This is a genomic window from Lacinutrix sp. 5H-3-7-4, assembly GCF_000211855.2.
GTDB lineage: Bacteria > Bacteroidota > Bacteroidia > Flavobacteriales > Flavobacteriaceae > Lacinutrix.
In genome coordinates, this window is the sequence record NC_015638.1 from 409,767 (window position 1) to 427,450 (window position 17,684).

Sequence of the window (17,684 nt, forward strand, 5' to 3'; positions counted from 1 at the left end):
GAACTACAAATTGTTAAGTTTAGTACTTTAAAACAAAAAAGCCTTCAAAATTGAAGGCTGTTTTTTAAGGTATGTTTAAATATTTGTGAGTTTGCAAGGATACTTTCCATTTGGGATTTTCCATTACATAATCTACAATCATTGGTACTACTTTGTCTCTTTTACTCCATTCTGGCTGTAAGTATAATATACAATCGCCATTTACTTTTTCGGCTTGTTCTTCTGCAAAGCGAAAATCGTCTTTATTATAAATAATACATTTAAGTTCGTTTGCTTTATCGTAAACACCTTGAGTAGGTAGTTTCATTTTTTTTGGAGATAGACAAATCCAATCCCATTCACCAGTTAACTCATAAGCTCCAGAGGTTTCAATATGAATATTCATACCTTCAGCTTTTAACTGTTTTGTAAGCTCGGTCATATCCCATGTTAAGGGTTCGCCACCAGTAACAACAATTGTTTTACTGTATTGCTTTGCATTAGCAACTATTTTTTCTGTTTCTGTTGGCGGATGCAATTGCGCTATCCAACTTTCTTTCACATCACACCAATGGCAACCAACATCGCAACCACCAATTCTTACAAAATAAGCAGCTGTACCTTTATGGAAGCCTTCACCTTGTATGGTATAAAACTCTTCCATTAACGGTAACATTTTACCTTGGTTTACTAAATTTTGAACTTCTTGCGTCATAGCTTGCAAAGATACATTACGTTAAACTTTTTATACTTCAATTTTTCTATTTATTTTTTTTTAGTTTTGCGGCGATAGCAAAAAAAAATAAAACCCTCAAACATATCCCTTAATGTTTAAAAAAATAAGTATTACAGTAATAATTGTTCTTTTTAATTTCTTAAGTACATATTCTCAAGTAGGAATTGGAACTACTACTCCTGATGATGGTTCTTCATTACAAATAGATAGCACAACTGGTGCTTTTGTACCACCAAGAATGACTACAGATGAAATGAATTTAATTTCTACTCCTTTAGATGGCGCTTTAGTTTTTAATACTACACTAAACTCCTATTGTGTATTTAAAAATGGAAATTGGTCTAGTTTAACCAATAGTTCTATTGTATTAAATAAAACTTTTTCGAGTGGAAATAATGCTTTAGACACACCAGATAATACTTATATAGATTTCCCTATTGGCAATGATGATGTTATTACTACAAACCCAAACGTTTATGAGGTTATTAGCAATGGAAATGTAAAAATAAAAGAGGCAGGCAATTATTTATTTAGCGCATCACTTTCTACTCCAAACATGCCAAGTGGAAATAAAAAATACATTTTAGCAATTGAAATTAATGGCAACTTAGCTGGATACCTATCTAGAGGATATGCTTCTTTACCAGAGACTAATTATTGGGGAACTAGCGGAAATATTATGTATCCTGTTTTTGAGAATGACATTGTTACATTCCGCTATGTATTAAATAATGGCGACAGCGCATTAGACGCCAAGTTTATTAATTTTGGTATTAGCAAACTAAATTAAGACATAGCTCTACTAATACAGTAAAAAATGCTAGTAATTTAGTTGAAAACCTCATTTTTTTCTTCTTTTTTTTTCATGTATTTTTATCCAAAATTAAACAGGCATGAGTAGGCAAGAAGAATTCTTTAAACATATCACTAATGGTAATACTACAAAAGGTGAATTTATAACATTAGGTTCTGCCATGTTAGATGGTGAAACGGTAAAAGATGCATTTGTAAAAATACCATTAAAAACCATGAACCGCCATGGATTAATAGCTGGTGCAACAGGTACTGGAAAAACAAAAACACTTCAGGTTTTAGCCGAAAACTTAAGCGACAAAGGTATTCCTGTTTTATTAATGGATATTAAAGGAGATTTAAGTGGTTTAGCTCAACCAAGTCCTGGTCACGAAAAAATAGATGAACGTCATGCTAAAATAGGTTTAGACTTTGAAGCTAAAGGCTTTCCTGTAGAAGTAATGTCACTTTCTGAGCAAGATGGCGTACGTTTGCGTGCAACTATAAGTGAATTTGGTCCTGTTTTACTCTCTAGAATTTTAGACCTAACAGATACTCAATCTGGTGTTGTTGCAGTAATTTTCAAATATTGTGATGATAATAAATTACCACTTTTAGATTTAAAAGATTTTAAAAAAATATTACAATACTGCACAAACGAAGGTAAAGAAGAATTTAAAAAAGAATATGGACGTATTTCCTCTGCTTCAACTGGTGCTATTTTAAGAAAGGTTATTGAAATTGAACAACAAGGTGGCGATTTATTTTTTGGAGAAAAAAGTTTTGATGTTGAAGATTTAATGAGAACTACAAGAGATTCTCGAGGTTATATAAATATTATTCGCTTAACAGATATTCAAGACAGGCCAAAACTATTTTCAACGTTTATGCTTAGTCTTTTAGCCGAAATTTATGAAACTTTACCAGAACAAGGCGATTCTGGAAAACCAGAATTGGTAATGTTTATAGATGAAGCACATTTAATATTTAATGAAGCATCAAAAGCATTATTAAACCAAATAGAAAGCATTGTAAAATTAATTCGTAGTAAAGGTGTTGGTTTATATTTTGTAACACAAAACCCAACCGATGTTCCAGAAGGTGTTTTAAGTCAATTAGGTTTAAAAATCCAGCATGCATTACGTGCTTTTACAGCAAAAGATAGAAAAGCAATAAAATTAGCTGCACAAAACTATCCAGATACAGAATATTATGATACTGCCGAAATACTAACGGTTCTGGGAACTGGTGAAGCTTTAGTCTCTGCATTAGATGAAAAAGGACGTCCAACTCCATTAGCTGCTACAATGATGCGAGCACCAATGAGTCGTATGGATATTTTAACACCAACAGAATTACAAAATTTAATAGACGATTCTAAACTAGCTTTAAAATATAACGAGACAATAGATAGAGAAAGTGCCTACGAAATACTTAATAAAAAAATAGAAAAAGCTGAAGAAGCTAAAGCTAAATTAGAAGCACAAGAAGAAAAGGAAAAAGCTGAAGCCAAAGCAAAAAAAGCCTCTAGTCGTACTACTACCAGAAGACGAAGCACTGCACAAAATCCATTAATAAAAGTATTAACCAGTGCAACATTTATACGTAGTGTATTTGGTATTCTAAAAAAAGTGATTTAAAAAATACCGTTAAAGTTTAACGCTTTATATACAAACAAAAATAAACCTTCAATATTTAAATATATTTCTGGTCTAACAGAAATAAAAAACGCATTCATGAAAAAAACAATTTTTGCCCTACTAACAGTTTCAATAGTATTAACTTCATGTAAAAACGAAGTCGATCCTTTTTTAATCTCTAAAAAAAATATTGGTTTACTAACAGATTCTACACAAGTAAAAGATTTAGAAACTATATACGCCAACGATTCTATAGTTAAAAATATTGCTGGTGACGAGTTTTTAGGTAATGTTAACGATATACAAATTTTTGAAAAAGGAGGAAAAAAACTATTAGAATTATCTCCTGCAGAAGCTTTAGATTCTACCTCAACAATTAGCAACATTAAAATTTTAGATAGTAGATTTAAAACCGAAAAAGGAGTAAATATCTTAAGTACATTTAATGACATTAAATCTAATTATAAAATATCTAGTATTCAAAATACACTTAGAAATGTTGTTATTTTTGTAAATGAAAACAATTCGTTTTTTACAATTAGTAAGGAAGAATTACCAGCCGAATTACGTTTTGATATGTCTAAAAAAATTGAAGAAGCTAATATTCCAGATACTGCAAAAATTAAATATTTTATGGTTGGTTGGTAACCTTTTTTTTTTACAAAAAGTAGCATTATAAAACACGAGTACTAACACATTTTAAAAAAATTAAAATCTATAAATAAGCAAATCTAAAATCACTTTTTGTAGTAGAAATTGTTTGTTTTTTTGGGCTTTAGTTTTTTATTTGAAACTAAAAAAATAATAATGAATCCACTTTTTGGTAAATTTCTAGTAGACGTCGCTCGTAAAAGAATAGAAGGAAAACAACAAAAAAAACAACCTATAACAGAACTACAAATTGCGCCAGTAGTAAACAATATAAAAGTTGAAATTATTCACGCAATTAAAGAATTTGTATTTATAATTATTGGTGTCTTTTCAGCAGGATTTGGTTTAAATGGATTTTTACTTCCAAATAAATTTATAGATGGTGGCGCAACAGGTATTTCACTTTTAATTCAAAATATAACAGGTTTACCATTAAGTTTATTACTACTACTAGTTAATGCGCCTTTTTTAATTTTAGCAACAAAAACTATAAGTAAAAAGTTTGCCTTAAAAAGCATTATTGCAATTGCTTTATTAGCCATTGTTGTACATTCTGTAAATTACCCAACAATTACAGATGATAAATTACTAATCTCAATTTTTGGAGGCTTTTTTTTAGGGCTTGGAATAGGAATGGCTATGCGTGGCGGAAGTGTTATTGATGGCACCGAGGTTTTAGCAATATTTTTAAGCAGAAAACTATCTCTAACTATAGGTGATGTGTTGTTATTAATAAATATAATAATCTTTTCTGCTGGAGCTTACGTATTATCTATAGAGACTGCACTTTATGCTATTTTAACCTATTTAGCAGCTGCTAAAACTATAGATTTTGTTGTAGATGGCGTTGAAGAGTATGTTGGTGTTACTATTATCTCTAAACATCATGAAGCCATGAGATTAATGATAACTAACAAACTAGAGCGCGCCTGTACTATTTATGCAGGAAAAGGTGGTTACGAAAGCAGTGCAAGTGGTACAGATAAAGATATTATTTACACCATAGTAACTAGGTTAGAATTAGCAAAACTTAATACAGAAATTGATAAAATAGATAAAAATGCTTTTATTATAATGGGAATAGTAAAAGATTTAAGAGGCGGAATGATTAAAAAGAAACCTTTAAAATAACAAATGAATAAGACTATGAAAAAGAAAAACTTCACAATACAAAACAGTCCTTTTGTTGTACCTACAACAGATGGTAAATTAATAGAAGAACATTTTGGCCAAGCAACAGATGGTAATAAAGACATTAGCATTGCACATATGGTTGCTCCTGCTGGCTGGAGCGAACCATTTCAAACACCAGAATTTGATGAATATACCTATATTATTAAAGGCAAAAAGCAATTTATTATTGATGGCGAAGAAATAGTTTTAGAAGCTGGACAATCTATTAAAATTGAAAAAAACACAAGAGTACAATATTCAAACCCATTTACAATAGCCTGCGAGTATATTGCTATTTGCAAACCAGCATTTTCTATGGATTTAGTAAACAGAGAAGAATAAATGGCTAATACAATAGTAAAAATTATTGGTGGATCTTTAAACGCACTTAGTTTATTTGCTCCACAATACGCTTCAAAAAAAGCATTAGATTTATTTGCAACACCACGACAAGGCCGCATTTCTGAAAAACAAAAAACGTTTTTAAATACAGCCAAAACTTTTCAACTAAAACATGATGGCTTAAATATTACAACTTACCAATGGCAAGGTGAAGGTAAAACCATTTTACTAGCTCATGGATGGGAAAGCAACTCACACCGCTGGCAAGTTTTAATTGAAAAACTTCAGCAATTAAACTATAATGTAATTTCTATAGATGCTCCTGCACATGGAGCTTCTACAGGAAAACAATTTAATGCCATTTTATATTCTGAGTGTATACATGTTGTAGCACAACATTATAAACCTCAAATAATTATTGGACATTCGGTTGGTGGTATGTCTACTGGATTTTACCAACACACTTACCAAAATAAAGCTTTAGAAAAACTAGTTTTATTAGGTGCACCATCAGAATTTACAGGAGTTTTTAGGCGCTATGTAGACATGATGGGATATAATAGAAAAATAGAAAAAGGCTTAAACGATCTCGTTGTAAAACGCTATAACAAGGAACCTTCTCATTTTTCTTTAGCTAATTTTGCCAAAAAAATTGAGACTAAAACCCTTTTAATTCATGATGTTGAAGATAAAATAATTCCACATAGCGATGCAGAGTTAATTGCTAAACACCATAAAAATGTGGAGTTTATTTCTACAAAAGGTTATGGTCATGGTTTACGAAATGAAGTTGTTAATAACCATGTTATCGATTTCATCCAATCTTAAATTGTATTTTTGCTTTCTATGGAAGAAAAACTAACAAGACTTAATAAATATCTTAGTGAAGCTGGATATTGTTCGCGACGTGAAGCCGATAGGTTAATTGATGCTGGTCGTGTAACAATAAATGGCACTGTGCCAGAATTAGGTACTAAAGTTGGAGAAAATGATGTTGTTGAAGTTGATGGCAAATCTATTACAGAAAGAAAAACAGATTTTGTTTACCTTGCTTTTAATAAACCTGTTGGTATAGTATGTACTACAGATACACGTGTTGAAAAAGATAATATTATAGATTTTATAAAATACCCAAAACGTATTTTTCCTATTGGTAGGCTAGATAAACCTAGTGAAGGTTTAATTTTTTTAACAGATGATGGTGATATTGTAAACAAGATTCTACGTGCTAGTAATAATCATGAAAAAGAATATATTGTTACAGTAGATAAACCTATTTCGCAAACCTTTATTAAACGTATGGCTGGCGGTATTTATCTTGAAGATTTAGATAAAACAACAAAAAAGTGTACTGTTCGCAAAATAGATTCTCAAACATTTAGTATAATACTAACTCAAGGTTTAAACAGGCAAATTAGACGTATGTGTGAGTATTTAACTTATGAAGTTACATCACTTAAACGTGTTCGAATTATGAATATTAAACTTGATGTACCTATAGGTGAATACAGAGAATTTACCGCTGAAGAATTAAAAACTTTAAACATGCTTTTAGAAGATTCTGATAAAAATTATTCTGAAACTACACCTGCTAAAAAGGTTCATAAAATAAACAGAAGAAAAACTAATTAATCCTGAAATAAAACCTAAAGTTTATGTCTAAAATATCTCCTTTTCATATTGCTATTCCTGTACATAATTTAGATGCTTGTCGTGATTTTTATAAAAACATACTTAATTGTGAAGAAGGCAGAAGTAGCGACCATTGGGTAGATTTTAATTTTTTTGGGCATCAATTAGTAATACATTACCAAGCTAAATCTACAAGTGAAGAAGACACTTCTAATCCTGTTGATGGTAAACAAGTACCAATACCTCATTATGGCGTTGTTTTACCATGGGAAACTTTTCACGCTTTAGCTGAAGATTTAAAACAGAAAAACATTGCATTTGTTATAGAACCGTATATAAGGTTTGAAGGCTTAGTTGGAGAACAAGCCACAATGTTTTTTAAAGATCCTTCTGGTAATGCCTTAGAGTTTAAAGCCTTTAGAGACATGAATCAATTATTTGCTAAGTAGTTTGTTTTTTAAACCTTTTGGCCATGTAAAATGGTAAATATATTATTAAAAAATAAGGCAAAATTATTAATTCTACTACCAACAAATACATTGGCCAATCGCCTAAATAATCTAATAATGAAGCCGATTTTGGCTTTTCATTTAAATAAGAATAATTTCCACCTAAAGCATAATTAATTCCAAACATTAAAAGCATATATAATTGTAATGCTAGAAAAGATTTAAATACACTTTTAAACTTAGGTCGCATATTTAAAACAAAGGTTGCGTAAAATATAATGACTAATAAGCCCAAATGCGCAATCCAATATCTTAAATATGCAAAATTTGGAAATCCATTAGAAACGTCTGGTGTAATTACAGCTTGACTTGTTCCTGCTATAATCCAAAATAATAATATTTCATAGAGCCAATATTTTCTTGAGTGTGTAAAAATAAAAATAAATAGCGCCATGAAACTGCATAAATACAATGGCAAGTCTGTTACAATATTATAACCACCTTTATAATACGCATGCAAATGGAATATTAATACCGTAAGCGATACAAAAACACCTAAACTTTTAAATACAGTAATTTGCTGTTGCTTATTTAGTTTCCTATTAGAAAAAACAATTAAGCATAACGCAAATATTACGGCAATAAGTATAGGTACTATATGCTCTAGGCTTCCAATAGGAACCTGCAAAGTTGTAAGTGCATTAGCAAAAAACACCTTAAAAATTATCTTAATCTATGTTGCTCTCTTGCTAGTAATGTGTTTTTAAGTAGCATAGCAATTGTCATTGGTCCTACTCCACCTGGAACTGGCGTAATAAAACTTGCTTTTTTACTAACATTTTCAAAATCTACATCTCCCGTAATTACATAACCTTTTGGGTGAGACTCATCTGCAACTCTTGTAATTCCAACATCTATAATTACAGCATCATCTTTTACCATTTCGGCCTTTAGAAAGTTTGGTACACCTAATGCCGAAATAATAATATCTGCCTGAGATGTTATTTGTGTAATATTTTTTGTGTGACTGTGTGTAAGTGTTACTGTAGAGTTTCCTGGGAATCCTTTACGTCCCATTAAAATACTCATTGGGCGACCTACAATATGAGAGCGACCAATTACTACAGTATGCTTTCCTTTTGTAGAAACATCATAACGGTCTAAAAGTTCAAGAATACCAAATGGTGTTGCAGGAATAAAGGTAGACATATCTAATGCCATTTTTCCAAAATTCATTGGGTGAAAACCATCAACATCTTTTTCTGGATTTACTGCCATTAATACTTTTTGTGTATCAATTTGTGGTGGTAATGGTAACTGAATTATAAAACCATCGATATCATCATCATTATTTAAGTCTTCAATTTTATCTAATAATTCTATTTCGCTTGTGGTATTAGATAAACGTACCATTGTAGACTCGAAACCAACGCGCTCACAAGCACGTACTTTACTTCCAACGTATGTTAAACTGGCTCCATCATTACCAACGATTACTGCTGCTAAATGCGGCACTTTTTCGTTGTTAGCTTTCATTTTATCAACTTCGGCTTTGATTTCTTCTTTTATATCGTTGCTAATTTTTTTACCGTCTAAAATTGTCATAGTATCTTAATGGTTTCTATGCTAGGTTTTAAATTTTAAAACCGTTGCTAATTTGTTTATTTATAATGTGAGCTCTAATTTAATTTTCGAGTTCGGGTTTGTTTTATTTTTATTGTAAACAAAAAAACATGAGTTACCTCATGTTTTTCATTGCATTCATCATTGCTTTTCCTTTTCCGCCTTGCATCATTTTCATCATTTTGCTCATTTGGTCAAACTGTTTAAGTAATTGATTTACTTGTTGCACAGATGTTCCTGAACCTTTTCCTATTCGTTTTTTTCTACTGGCGTTTATAATTGCTGGATTTGTTCTTTCTTTCACAGTCATAGAATGTATTATTGCTTCTATGTGTTTAAAGGCATCATCGTCTATGTCTATATCTTTCATCATTTTTCCTGCTCCAGGAATCATGCCTACAAGATCTTTCATGTTACCCATTTTCTTAATTTGCTGAATTTGCTTTAAGAAATCATCAAACCCAAATTGGTTTTTGGCAATTTTCTTTTGTAGTTTTCTTGCTTCTTGCTCGTCAAATTGCTCTTGGGCTCTTTCTACTAAAGATACAACATCTCCCATTCCAAGAATACGGTCTGCCATACGTGAAGGATAAAATATATCTATCGCTTCCATTTTTTCTCCTGTACCAATAAACTTAATTGGTTTATTTACTACAGATTTAATAGAAATTGCTGCTCCACCACGCGTATCACCATCTAATTTGGTAAGTATTACACCGTCAAAATTTAAAACATCGTTAAATGCTTTTGCTGTATTTACAGCATCTTGACCTGTCATAGAATCGACTACAAATAGTGTTTCTTGTGGTTTTATTGCTGTATGAATATTTGATATCTCGGTCATCATGGCTTCATCTACAGCAAGACGACCAGCGGTATCAATTATTACAACATTGTGACCATTTTGTTTTGCATGTGCAATACCTGCTTGTGCAATTGCAACAGGATCGTTGTTTCCTTTATCGCTATAAACATCGACCTTAATTTGGTCTCCAACTACATGTAATTGGTCTACGGCTGCTGGTCTGTAAACATCACAGGCAACTAATAAAGGTTTTTTAGTTTTTTTACTTTTTAAGAAGTTCGCTAATTTACCAGAAAATGTAGTTTTACCAGAACCTTGTAATCCAGACATAAGTATTACAGTTGGTGTACCAGAAAGGTTAATACCTTCTGCATCGCCACCCATAAGCTCGGTTAATTCGTCTTTAACGATTTTAACCATTAATTGCCCTGGTTGTAAGGTTGTTAATACGTTAGCTCCTAAAGCTTTTTCCTTTACACGGTTTGTAAAATCTTTAGCTATTTTAAAGTTAACATCGGCATCTAAAAGTGCACGACGAACTTCTTTTAAAGTTTCGGCAACATTTACTTCTGTAATGCTTCCGTGACCTTTTAGTACGTGTAGCGCTTTATCTAACTTTTCACTTAAATTATTAAACATAGTCTTTTAGTATTCTATAATCAGGTTGCAGTAGGCAGCCTGACGCGTTCTTAAGATTCGCAAATTTAATAATTTGAAGTGTATTTATAAAGTTTAAGAAGATATAATATTAACAAAAAAAGAGCGACCAAAAATGGCAGCTCTTTTTACTTAAAAACTAACTAAAAAAAGTAATTATGGCATTACTTTAATTTTTAAATTAATTACAATTTTTTTCTAAAACTAATTCGTTTCCGTTATTACTAACATCGTGAAATATCATTTGGTTTGCAGTACATTCTACTACTACATATTCTCCTTCTATAATTTGTACATTTCCTCCTGTTATACTAGATAAGTTAACAATTACTTCTCCGCTTCCTGTTTGAGAGGTTGTCCATTGTCCTGTATAATTTTCGTTAGTAGATTCTATTATCATTTCTTGATTTGCATTAAAGCTAATATTAAAAATACTAAAACTAGAATCTCCTGCGTAATTGGTTATTGTCCATTCGCAATCGTTTAATATTGCATCTACATCTTGCTCTGTACACATACCATTATCTATACAATTTTGCTCTATAACCATAGTATTATTTTCTTGATTCATTTCTAAACGGTCTGGTTCACATTCTGTTATTAACCAGTTTCCAGAAATGGCTTGAATATTTGGACCATTTACACTATTAAAGGCTACCCAAACACCATCGTTTGTTTCACTAGTTGACCATGTTGATGTTATGGTTTGACCGTTTCCTGTTATTAATAATGTTCCGTTACTATTAAAATCTAGATTGTAAACAATTAAATCGTCACTACCATTATAGTTAACAACATTCCAAATACATGCTACTAAATAATTATCTACATCAACTTCTGTACATGATGAAGCGCAACTTTCTACCAATAAATTTATTTGATAAGTCTGGAAAGTTCCATCTTCTAGTAATTCTACTCTTGCATAGTATGTATTGTTTAATGTAGCATTAAAATAGACTACTGTTAATGGATTTACTGCTGTTTGAGCGTCTACAATTGTTTCATGATAAGTGACTATAACATTGTCGTTTAAACAGTCTTGGTATATAGATTCTAAATTATATTCTCCAAAACCAGTAGTATCGCATTCTACTATTTCAAGATCTTGAAAACAGTTAAAAGGAGTTTCATTTTCATCATCTTCCCAATCGTAATCATCATCTTCATCGCAATCGTCTTCGGCTTCATTTATTATAATTTCAAGTTCTTGATTACTATTTACTTCAACTGTATTACCATTGCTTAAAACCATAGTAACTGGAAAGTTTAAACTTGCTAAAACGCCATTTTCTAAATTATCTATAAAATTATATAAAGCTGCGTCATTTTCTATCTCTACTGTTTCTGTTATTTGAAAATCTGCATTATAAATTGAAAATGTAATTGGGTATTGAAAATCGATACACTCTATATCATCATCATTTTCATTTTCTCCAGCACAATCTGCAATAAAAGCTTCTAATTCTGTTTCATTTGCTATTTCAATCTCTTCGTAATTATTTAATGTTATTACTATAGGAAACAAAAATTCTATTGTATCATCATCTGTAGTAAATTCATTAAAAAGTGTTTCAATCACTTCAAAATCTGTTTCATTTTCTACAATAACTTCTACGCCATTAACCGTAATTGTTACTGGTAAATTAATTAAAATACAATTTGCATTATCTAGTATATTATCTATAGAACCATCAAGTGTAGCTGTATTTTGTAATAAGTTAGCTAGGTTAGAGTTTTGTGTAATTGTTTCTTGATCGTTAGGCGAAGAAATTTGGGTAATTTCATCTTGACATGAAAGAAAACAACATAAAATTGCAACTAAAACGGTAACATATTTTAAAGTATTTTTAATTAAGCTTATAATCATAATCTTGTTAATTTTAAAGTTTGTTTGCTTTCTACTATTTACTGCTAAAACAATTTACTTTAAAAAATTCCTAACTCTGTATTTGTTTTTTTTTACATTTAGAACGTATTAAAAATATAATATGCCAAAAAAACTACATGATAATATATGTGATGAATTTAGATTTAATGCTTTATTTAAAAAGCACTCTAAAGACTTACATAATTTCTTGTATTATAAGTTTGGAGACCATTTAAACCCAAAAGATAAAACACAAGATGCTTTTATTAAACTTTGGGAAAATTGTAAAAAAGTTAGTCCAGAAAAAGCAAAAAGTTACCTATTTACTATTGCTAATAATTTAATGTTAAATGAAGCAAAGCATTATAAAATAGTTTTAAAACATCAAAAATTAAAACCGAAACACCATACTAACGAGTCTCCAGAATTTGTATTAGAAGAAAAACAATACCTTGAAAAATTACAAATAGCACTAAGTAAATTAACCGATGCACAACGTACTGCTTTTATGATGAATCGTGTTGAAGGTAAAAAACATAAAGAAATTGCAGACTTATTAGGAATAAGTAGAAAAGCTGTAGAAAAACGCATTTATGGTGCGCTAAAAAAACTTAGAGAAGATATAAACGAATTATAATACTAAGTTATTAATTTTTAGCAGGTAGGAATTTAAAACATTAAGTTGTTATATGGTTGATAAGATATTATGAAACGAGAAGATTTAATAAAAAAATGGTTAGATAACAACCTTAATCCAGAAGAACTTGAAGCTTTTAAAAAGCTTGAAGATTATAATGAGTTGATTAAGATTGATAATGCGTTGCAATATTTCAAGGCAGATGGTTTTGATTCTAATATTGAATTAGAAAAACTAAACACTACCTTAAAACAAAAACGTAAGCAAAAAAATACGTGGCTAAAACCTATATTACGAATAGCTGCTATTATTGCTATTTGTGTTGGTTTTTATTTTTATAATTATAATTTAGATACTAACATTAACACTCAAATTGCCCAAAAAGAAAATTTAAATTTACCAGATAACTCTCAAGTAAAACTTAATGCGGTTTCTACAATAGCTTATAATAAAAGTGATTGGAAAACAGAAAGACAATTAGCGTTAAATGGTGAAGCATATTTTAAAGTGTCTAAAGGAGAGAAATTTACTGTAAATACAACATCTGGTTCCGTTACAGTATTAGGTACAGAATTTAATATAAAAAATAGAGATAATATTTTTGAAGTTACTTGCTATGAAGGTAGTGTAAAAGTAATAAGCGATAAACATTCGCAAATTTTAAAACCAGGCGATCGTTTTTTAATTTTAAACGGAAATTATATTGAAAACACTACTGTTTCTGAAAAATCTCCTTACTGGATTAATAACGAAAGTGCTTTTAAAAGCATGCCATATAGTCAAGTAATAGCAGAGTTTGAAAGGCAATATAACGTTAGTATAAACGTTACTAATGTTAATACTAACGAGCTATTTACAGGAAGTTTTGGGCATGATAATATAGATATTGCACTAAAAGCAATTGCTTTGCCTCTAAACTTAACTTACACTAAAAATAGTAACAAGATATCGCTAAAGCGTGAGTAATAACTTTAAGACTACTCTCTTAATATTTCTCTTTTATTTTAGTATAAACAGTAGTTTTTCTCAAACTATAAATACTGAAAAACAACCGCTTGCAATAATTTTAAAAACTATAGAAACAAGGTTTGGCATACGCTTTACTTACATAGATAAAGCTATACAAGACCTATATATTGAAGCGCCCTTAAACACACTTTCTTATAACGATACACTAACCTATTTAGAAGTTAAATCTGGATTAGATTTTAAAATTATTAATAGCCGCTTTGTTGCAATTAACAAACCCAAAACCAGCAGCAAAAAAATAGAACAGTTAGAAGAAGTTTACTTAAACAACTATTTAACCAGTGGTATAGAGCAAAACAAAACAGGAGAAATTATAGTAAAACCAAACGAGTTTGGTATTTTACCAGGACTTATAGAACCTGATATTTTACAAACTATACAAGCGCTTCCTGGTGTTTTAAGTATAGACGAAAGTGTCTCTAACCTAAACGTTAGAGGTGGCACACACGATCAAAACTTAATACTTTGGGACGATATAAAAATGTATCAATCTGGTCACTTTTTTGGTTTAATATCTGCTTTTAATCCTTATCTAATTAACGAAGTTGTTATATCAAAAAACGGAACAAGTGCTATCCATGGCGATGGTGTATCTAGTACTATAGATATGCAACTAGATAACGAAATTAACGCCAATAGTAGCTTTGGTGCTGGAGTTGATTTAATTCAAGCTGATGCTTTTGCGAAACTAAAACTTAAGGATAATTTAGAACTACAAATTGCAGGAAGACGCTCTATTACAGATGTGGCTGAAACACCAACATATAAACAATATTTTGATCGTATATTCCAAGATGTTGAAGTGAATAACACAATGCAAAATCAAGAGCAAAGCCTAACCTCAAATGAAACATTTTACTTCTATGATGCCGCAGCAAAATTGCTATACGATATCTCTAAAAAAGACAAATTAAGATTAAGTTTTATAACCATTTTTAATGCATTAGATTATTTAGAAAACCCATTAGAAAATACTTCTATCCAAGCTAAACAAAGCCAAATTAAACAGCGAAATATAGCTACAGGACTTACTTATAATAGAAAATGGTCTAGCACATTAAGTAGTGATTTAAAAATACATTATTCTAATTATAAATTAGATGCTAAAAATGCAGATATTATTAACGATCAAATATTACTTCAAAAAAATGAAGTAACAGATAATGGTATTGCTTTTAAAACAACCATTGACTTTAGTGAAAATTTTAATTGGATTATTGGGTATCAATACAATGAGATTGGTGTAAGTAATTTAGAAGACATTAATAATCCTCAATTTAATAGTAACATTAAAAAAGTAGTAGAAACTCATGCTACATTTAGTGAGTTTAATTACACTTCACAAAACCGAAATACAAATGTAAAAGCTGGTGCGAGAAGTAATTATTACAAGCCTTTTAACTTACTATTTATTGAACCCAGAGTTAGCGTTAATCAGAAAATTTTAAATTATTTTAAAGTAGAATTTCTAGCCGAATTTAAAAGTCAAGCTGTAACACAAGTTATAGATAGACAAAACGATTTTTTAGGCATAGAAAAACGCCGTTGGGTATTGGCAAATAATACCACAAATCCAATAGTTAGAAGTACACAAACATCTATAGGCTTACATTATAACCAAAATAAATTATTGGTAAGCACTTCGTTTTTTACAAAAAAAGTAGAAGGTATAACTTCTAGAAGTCAAGGTTTTCAAAATCAATTTCAAAATGTAAATGCTGTAGGACAATACAATATTAATGGTATAGATTTTTTAATTAACAAGCAGTTTACTAATGTAAGTACCTGGTTAAGTTACTCTTTTAGTAATAACAAATATAATTTTCCAACATTAAATAACGGTCAAGATTTTTTTAACAATACAAATATATCTCACGCTATTACTTTTGCAGGCACATACTCGATTAAAAATTTAAAACTAGCACTTGGAGTTAATTGGCGCTCGGGAAAACCCACAACTTTCCCTAATAACGAGAATCCTGTTTTTGATAATACTATACATTACAACACGCCAAACAACTCTAATTTGAGTAGTTATTTTAGAACCGACTTCTCTAGTACATATGGTTTTAAGTTTTCAAATAAAATAAGAGCAAAAGTTGGTCTTTCCATCTGGAATGTATTTAACAGAAAAAATATATTAAATACATATTATATTCTTAATCAAGACGACTCTCTAACAACTGTAGAAAATAAATCGCTAGGTTTAACACCTAATCTTAATTTTAGAGTTTCGTTTTAGACTAAAAAAGAATAATAATTAAAATTTACATCTATAATTACTAATCCCTAATAGTTACCTTTGGTTTTATTCACTTTATTAAAATTTAAAGTTTTAGTACATGTTTGAAAAACTATACAATTTATTAAATAATGAAAATGGAACGCGTGTTTGTAAAGATATTACAGATGATGCTTGTAAACATGTACCAAAAAACTATTTTTTAATAATTTTTAGTAATACGTTTACATCACTTGGAGACACTTTAAGCAACCCTAAAACAGTATTAACATGGTTAATGAGTTATGTTAGTGCTCCTGTTTATTTAATTAGTTTAATAGTTCCTATTAGAGAATCTGGATCAATGGTGCCACAGGTAGCTATTGCAAAATATATTAATAAAAAACCTATTAGAAAATGGCTTTGGGTTATTGGTTCTTTAATTCAGTTTTTGGCTATTGCTTCTATTGGTTTAATTGCTTTAAATTTTAAAGGCTCTACTGCCGGATGGTTAATTATTTTAGCTATAGTAATTTTTAGTTTAGCTAGAAGTGTTTGTTCTTTATCTTCTAAAGATGTTACAGGTAAAACGATTCCTAAAACAAGACGCGGTAGATTAAAAGGCTATACTGTTTCTATTTCTGGAATACTAGTATTAATAGCTGGATTATACATTTTATATACATCTAATAATGGTGAGGCTACAGTTTCGTTTTATAGTAATCTTATATTTTTTGCTTCAATAACCTGGCTTGTATCTGCATTAATATATTCTAGAATAAAAGAATTTCCTGGAGAAACAAACACTAAGGATTCTAAAAACAAAACGACCTTTATATCTAAACTTAAATTATTAAAAACCGATGATCATTTTAGAAATTTTGTTATTACAAGATCATTGTTATTATGTTCTGCTTTAACTGCTCCTTATTATGTTATTTTAGCACAAAAGCATGTAGGTAAAGAAAGTTATTTATTAGGATTATTTATTATTTCCAAAGGTATCGCATCTATAATTAGTTCTCCTTTTTGGGGAAAACTAGCAGATAAATCTAGCAAAAATGTTATGGCACTAGCTGTTTTAATAGCTTCGGTTTTAGGTATTTTTACTTTTATAATTATTTCCTATTCTGAAACTTTAAGATCTATAAACTGGATTTATCCAGTTGCTTTTTTTATTCTAGGTGTAGCGCATGGTGGTGTTAGGTTAGGACGTAAAACTTATATTGTTGATATGGCTACAGGAAATCAAAGAACAGATTATGTATCTGTAAGTAATACTGTAATTGGTTTAATTTTATTAGTTACCGGAGGTTTAAGCGCCATAGTTTCTTTAATTTCTATAGAAGGTGTTGTTCTAATCTTATCCTTATTTGGTTTATTAGGTGCTTACAAAAGCTACAAGCTTCCTAATGTAGAATAAAAAAAGCACCAAAATGGTGCTTTTATAT

Annotated in this window: 17 protein-coding genes; 12 read left to right on the forward strand and 5 right to left on the reverse strand. The window is 30.0% G+C overall.

The genetic code is table 11. The annotated features are described in order from the left end of the window. Positions 1 to 64 precede the first annotated feature (64 nt). Complete coding sequence (locus LACAL_RS01855; protein WP_013868998.1) at positions 65 to 694, reverse strand: 7-carboxy-7-deazaguanine synthase QueE; 630 nt, start codon at positions 692 to 694, stop codon at positions 65 to 67. A 112-nt stretch (positions 695 to 806) separates the two neighbouring features. On the opposite strand from LACAL_RS01855, the gene LACAL_RS01860 reads away from it, so the two are divergent. The 8 genes from LACAL_RS01860 to LACAL_RS01895 all read left to right on the forward strand — a co-directional run bounded on the left by LACAL_RS01860 (position 807) and on the right by LACAL_RS01895 (position 7,394). Further along, entirely contained in the window at positions 807 to 1,505 is a 699-nt protein-coding gene (locus tag LACAL_RS01860; protein ID WP_013868999.1) for a hypothetical protein, read from the forward strand. A gap of 103 nt (positions 1,506 to 1,608) precedes the next feature. Next, complete coding sequence (locus tag LACAL_RS01865) at positions 1,609 to 3,147, forward strand: helicase HerA-like domain-containing protein (RefSeq protein WP_013869000.1); 1,539 nt, start codon at positions 1,609 to 1,611, stop codon at positions 3,145 to 3,147. A gap of 96 nt (positions 3,148 to 3,243) precedes the next feature. After that, positions 3,244 to 3,795 carry a hypothetical protein gene (locus LACAL_RS01870; RefSeq protein ID WP_013869001.1) on the forward strand — a complete coding sequence of 184 codons (552 nt, stop codon included), beginning with the start codon at positions 3,244 to 3,246 and terminating at the stop codon, positions 3,793 to 3,795. 159 nt (positions 3,796 to 3,954) lie between these two features. Next, positions 3,955 to 4,929 carry a YitT family protein gene (locus LACAL_RS01875; RefSeq protein ID WP_013869002.1) on the forward strand — a complete coding sequence of 325 codons (975 nt, stop codon included), beginning with the start codon at positions 3,955 to 3,957 and terminating at the stop codon, positions 4,927 to 4,929. A gap of 15 nt (positions 4,930 to 4,944) precedes the next feature. Then, entirely contained in the window at positions 4,945 to 5,313 is a 369-nt protein-coding gene (locus LACAL_RS01880) for a cupin domain-containing protein (RefSeq protein ID WP_013869003.1), read from the forward strand. Further along, the gene (locus LACAL_RS01885) at positions 5,314 to 6,141 is read left to right on the forward strand and encodes an alpha/beta hydrolase (protein ID WP_013869004.1); all 828 of its coding nucleotides are present in this window, start codon (positions 5,314 to 5,316) and stop codon (positions 6,139 to 6,141) included. An 18-nt stretch (positions 6,142 to 6,159) separates the two neighbouring features. Continuing rightward, positions 6,160 to 6,945 (forward strand): 23S rRNA pseudouridine(2604) synthase RluF, encoded by a 786-nt coding sequence (gene rluF, locus LACAL_RS01890; RefSeq protein WP_013869005.1) that lies wholly within the window; start codon positions 6,160 to 6,162, stop codon positions 6,943 to 6,945. A gap of 23 nt (positions 6,946 to 6,968) precedes the next feature. Further along, on the forward strand, positions 6,969 to 7,394 hold the full coding sequence (locus LACAL_RS01895; protein ID WP_013869006.1) for a VOC family protein: 426 nt from the start codon (positions 6,969 to 6,971) through the stop codon (positions 7,392 to 7,394). Here the strand turns inward: LACAL_RS01895 and LACAL_RS01900 are convergent. The 4 genes from LACAL_RS01900 to LACAL_RS14935 form a co-directional block, all read right to left on the reverse strand. Beyond that, positions 7,387 to 8,082 carry a TIGR02206 family membrane protein gene (locus LACAL_RS01900; protein WP_041301660.1) on the reverse strand — a complete coding sequence of 232 codons (696 nt, stop codon included), beginning with the start codon at positions 8,080 to 8,082 and terminating at the stop codon, positions 7,387 to 7,389. The two genes, LACAL_RS01895 and LACAL_RS01900, sit on opposite strands and share 8 nt — an antisense overlap. Positions 8,083 to 8,117: 35 nt before the next feature. Then, a complete protein-coding gene (locus tag LACAL_RS01905; RefSeq protein ID WP_013869008.1) occupies positions 8,118 to 8,999 on the reverse strand; it encodes a bifunctional 5,10-methylenetetrahydrofolate dehydrogenase/5,10-methenyltetrahydrofolate cyclohydrolase in 882 nt (293 codons plus the stop codon). Positions 9,000 to 9,132: 133 nt separating this feature from the next. After that, positions 9,133 to 10,461: a signal recognition particle protein gene (gene ffh, locus LACAL_RS01910; protein WP_013869009.1), complete on the reverse strand. Its 1,329-nt coding sequence runs from the start codon at positions 10,459 to 10,461 to the stop codon at positions 9,133 to 9,135. A gap of 199 nt (positions 10,462 to 10,660) precedes the next feature. After that, positions 10,661 to 12,346, reverse strand: a complete 1,686-nt coding sequence (locus LACAL_RS14935) for a hypothetical protein (RefSeq protein WP_013869010.1) — start codon at positions 12,344 to 12,346, stop codon at positions 10,661 to 10,663. A gap of 121 nt (positions 12,347 to 12,467) precedes the next feature. Here LACAL_RS14935 and LACAL_RS01920 point away from each other — a divergent pair, with 121 nt between their 5' ends. The 4 genes from LACAL_RS01920 (at position 12,468) to LACAL_RS01935 (ending at position 17,656) form a co-directional block, all read left to right on the forward strand. Continuing rightward, positions 12,468 to 12,983: an RNA polymerase sigma factor gene (locus tag LACAL_RS01920; RefSeq protein WP_013869011.1), complete on the forward strand. Its 516-nt coding sequence runs from the start codon at positions 12,468 to 12,470 to the stop codon at positions 12,981 to 12,983. Positions 12,984 to 13,052: 69 nt separating this feature from the next. Next, a complete protein-coding gene (locus LACAL_RS01925) occupies positions 13,053 to 13,949 on the forward strand; it encodes a FecR family protein (protein ID WP_013869012.1) in 897 nt (298 codons plus the stop codon). Next, the gene (locus LACAL_RS01930; RefSeq protein WP_013869013.1) at positions 13,942 to 16,254 is read left to right on the forward strand and encodes a TonB-dependent siderophore receptor; all 2,313 of its coding nucleotides are present in this window, start codon (positions 13,942 to 13,944) and stop codon (positions 16,252 to 16,254) included. Before LACAL_RS01925 ends, LACAL_RS01930 begins: the two co-directional genes overlap by 8 nt. Before the next feature lie 100 nt (positions 16,255 to 16,354). Further along, positions 16,355 to 17,656 (forward strand): MFS transporter, encoded by a 1,302-nt coding sequence (locus LACAL_RS01935; RefSeq protein WP_013869014.1) that lies wholly within the window; start codon positions 16,355 to 16,357, stop codon positions 17,654 to 17,656. Positions 17,657 to 17,684 lie beyond the last annotated feature (28 nt).

Excerpts from the sequence above, each read along its gene's own strand:
- LACAL_RS01855 (WP_013868998.1), bottom strand. The coding sequence starts at position 694 with ATGACGCAAGAAGTTCAAAATTTAGTAAACCAAGGTAAAATGTTACCG.
- LACAL_RS01860 (WP_013868999.1), top strand. The coding sequence starts at position 807 with ATGTTTAAAAAAATAAGTATTACAGTAATAATTGTTCTTTTTAATTTC.
- LACAL_RS01865 (WP_013869000.1), top strand. The coding sequence starts at position 1,609 with ATGAGTAGGCAAGAAGAATTCTTTAAACATATCACTAATGGTAATACT.
- LACAL_RS01870 (WP_013869001.1), top strand. The coding sequence starts at position 3,244 with ATGAAAAAAACAATTTTTGCCCTACTAACAGTTTCAATAGTATTAACT.
- LACAL_RS01875 (WP_013869002.1), top strand. The coding sequence starts at position 3,955 with ATGAATCCACTTTTTGGTAAATTTCTAGTAGACGTCGCTCGTAAAAGA.
- LACAL_RS01880 (WP_013869003.1), top strand. The coding sequence starts at position 4,945 with ATGAAAAAGAAAAACTTCACAATACAAAACAGTCCTTTTGTTGTACCT.
- LACAL_RS01885 (WP_013869004.1), top strand. The coding sequence starts at position 5,314 with ATGGCTAATACAATAGTAAAAATTATTGGTGGATCTTTAAACGCACTT.
- rluF (WP_013869005.1), top strand. The coding sequence starts at position 6,160 with ATGGAAGAAAAACTAACAAGACTTAATAAATATCTTAGTGAAGCTGGA.
- LACAL_RS01895 (WP_013869006.1), top strand. The coding sequence starts at position 6,969 with ATGTCTAAAATATCTCCTTTTCATATTGCTATTCCTGTACATAATTTA.
- LACAL_RS01905 (WP_013869008.1), bottom strand. The coding sequence starts at position 8,999 with ATGACAATTTTAGACGGTAAAAAAATTAGCAACGATATAAAAGAAGAA.
- ffh (WP_013869009.1), bottom strand. The coding sequence starts at position 10,461 with ATGTTTAATAATTTAAGTGAAAAGTTAGATAAAGCGCTACACGTACTA.
- LACAL_RS14935 (WP_013869010.1), bottom strand. The coding sequence starts at position 12,346 with ATGATTATAAGCTTAATTAAAAATACTTTAAAATATGTTACCGTTTTA.
- LACAL_RS01920 (WP_013869011.1), top strand. The coding sequence starts at position 12,468 with ATGCCAAAAAAACTACATGATAATATATGTGATGAATTTAGATTTAAT.
- LACAL_RS01925 (WP_013869012.1), top strand. The coding sequence starts at position 13,053 with ATGAAACGAGAAGATTTAATAAAAAAATGGTTAGATAACAACCTTAAT.
- LACAL_RS01935 (WP_013869014.1), top strand. The coding sequence starts at position 16,355 with ATGTTTGAAAAACTATACAATTTATTAAATAATGAAAATGGAACGCGT.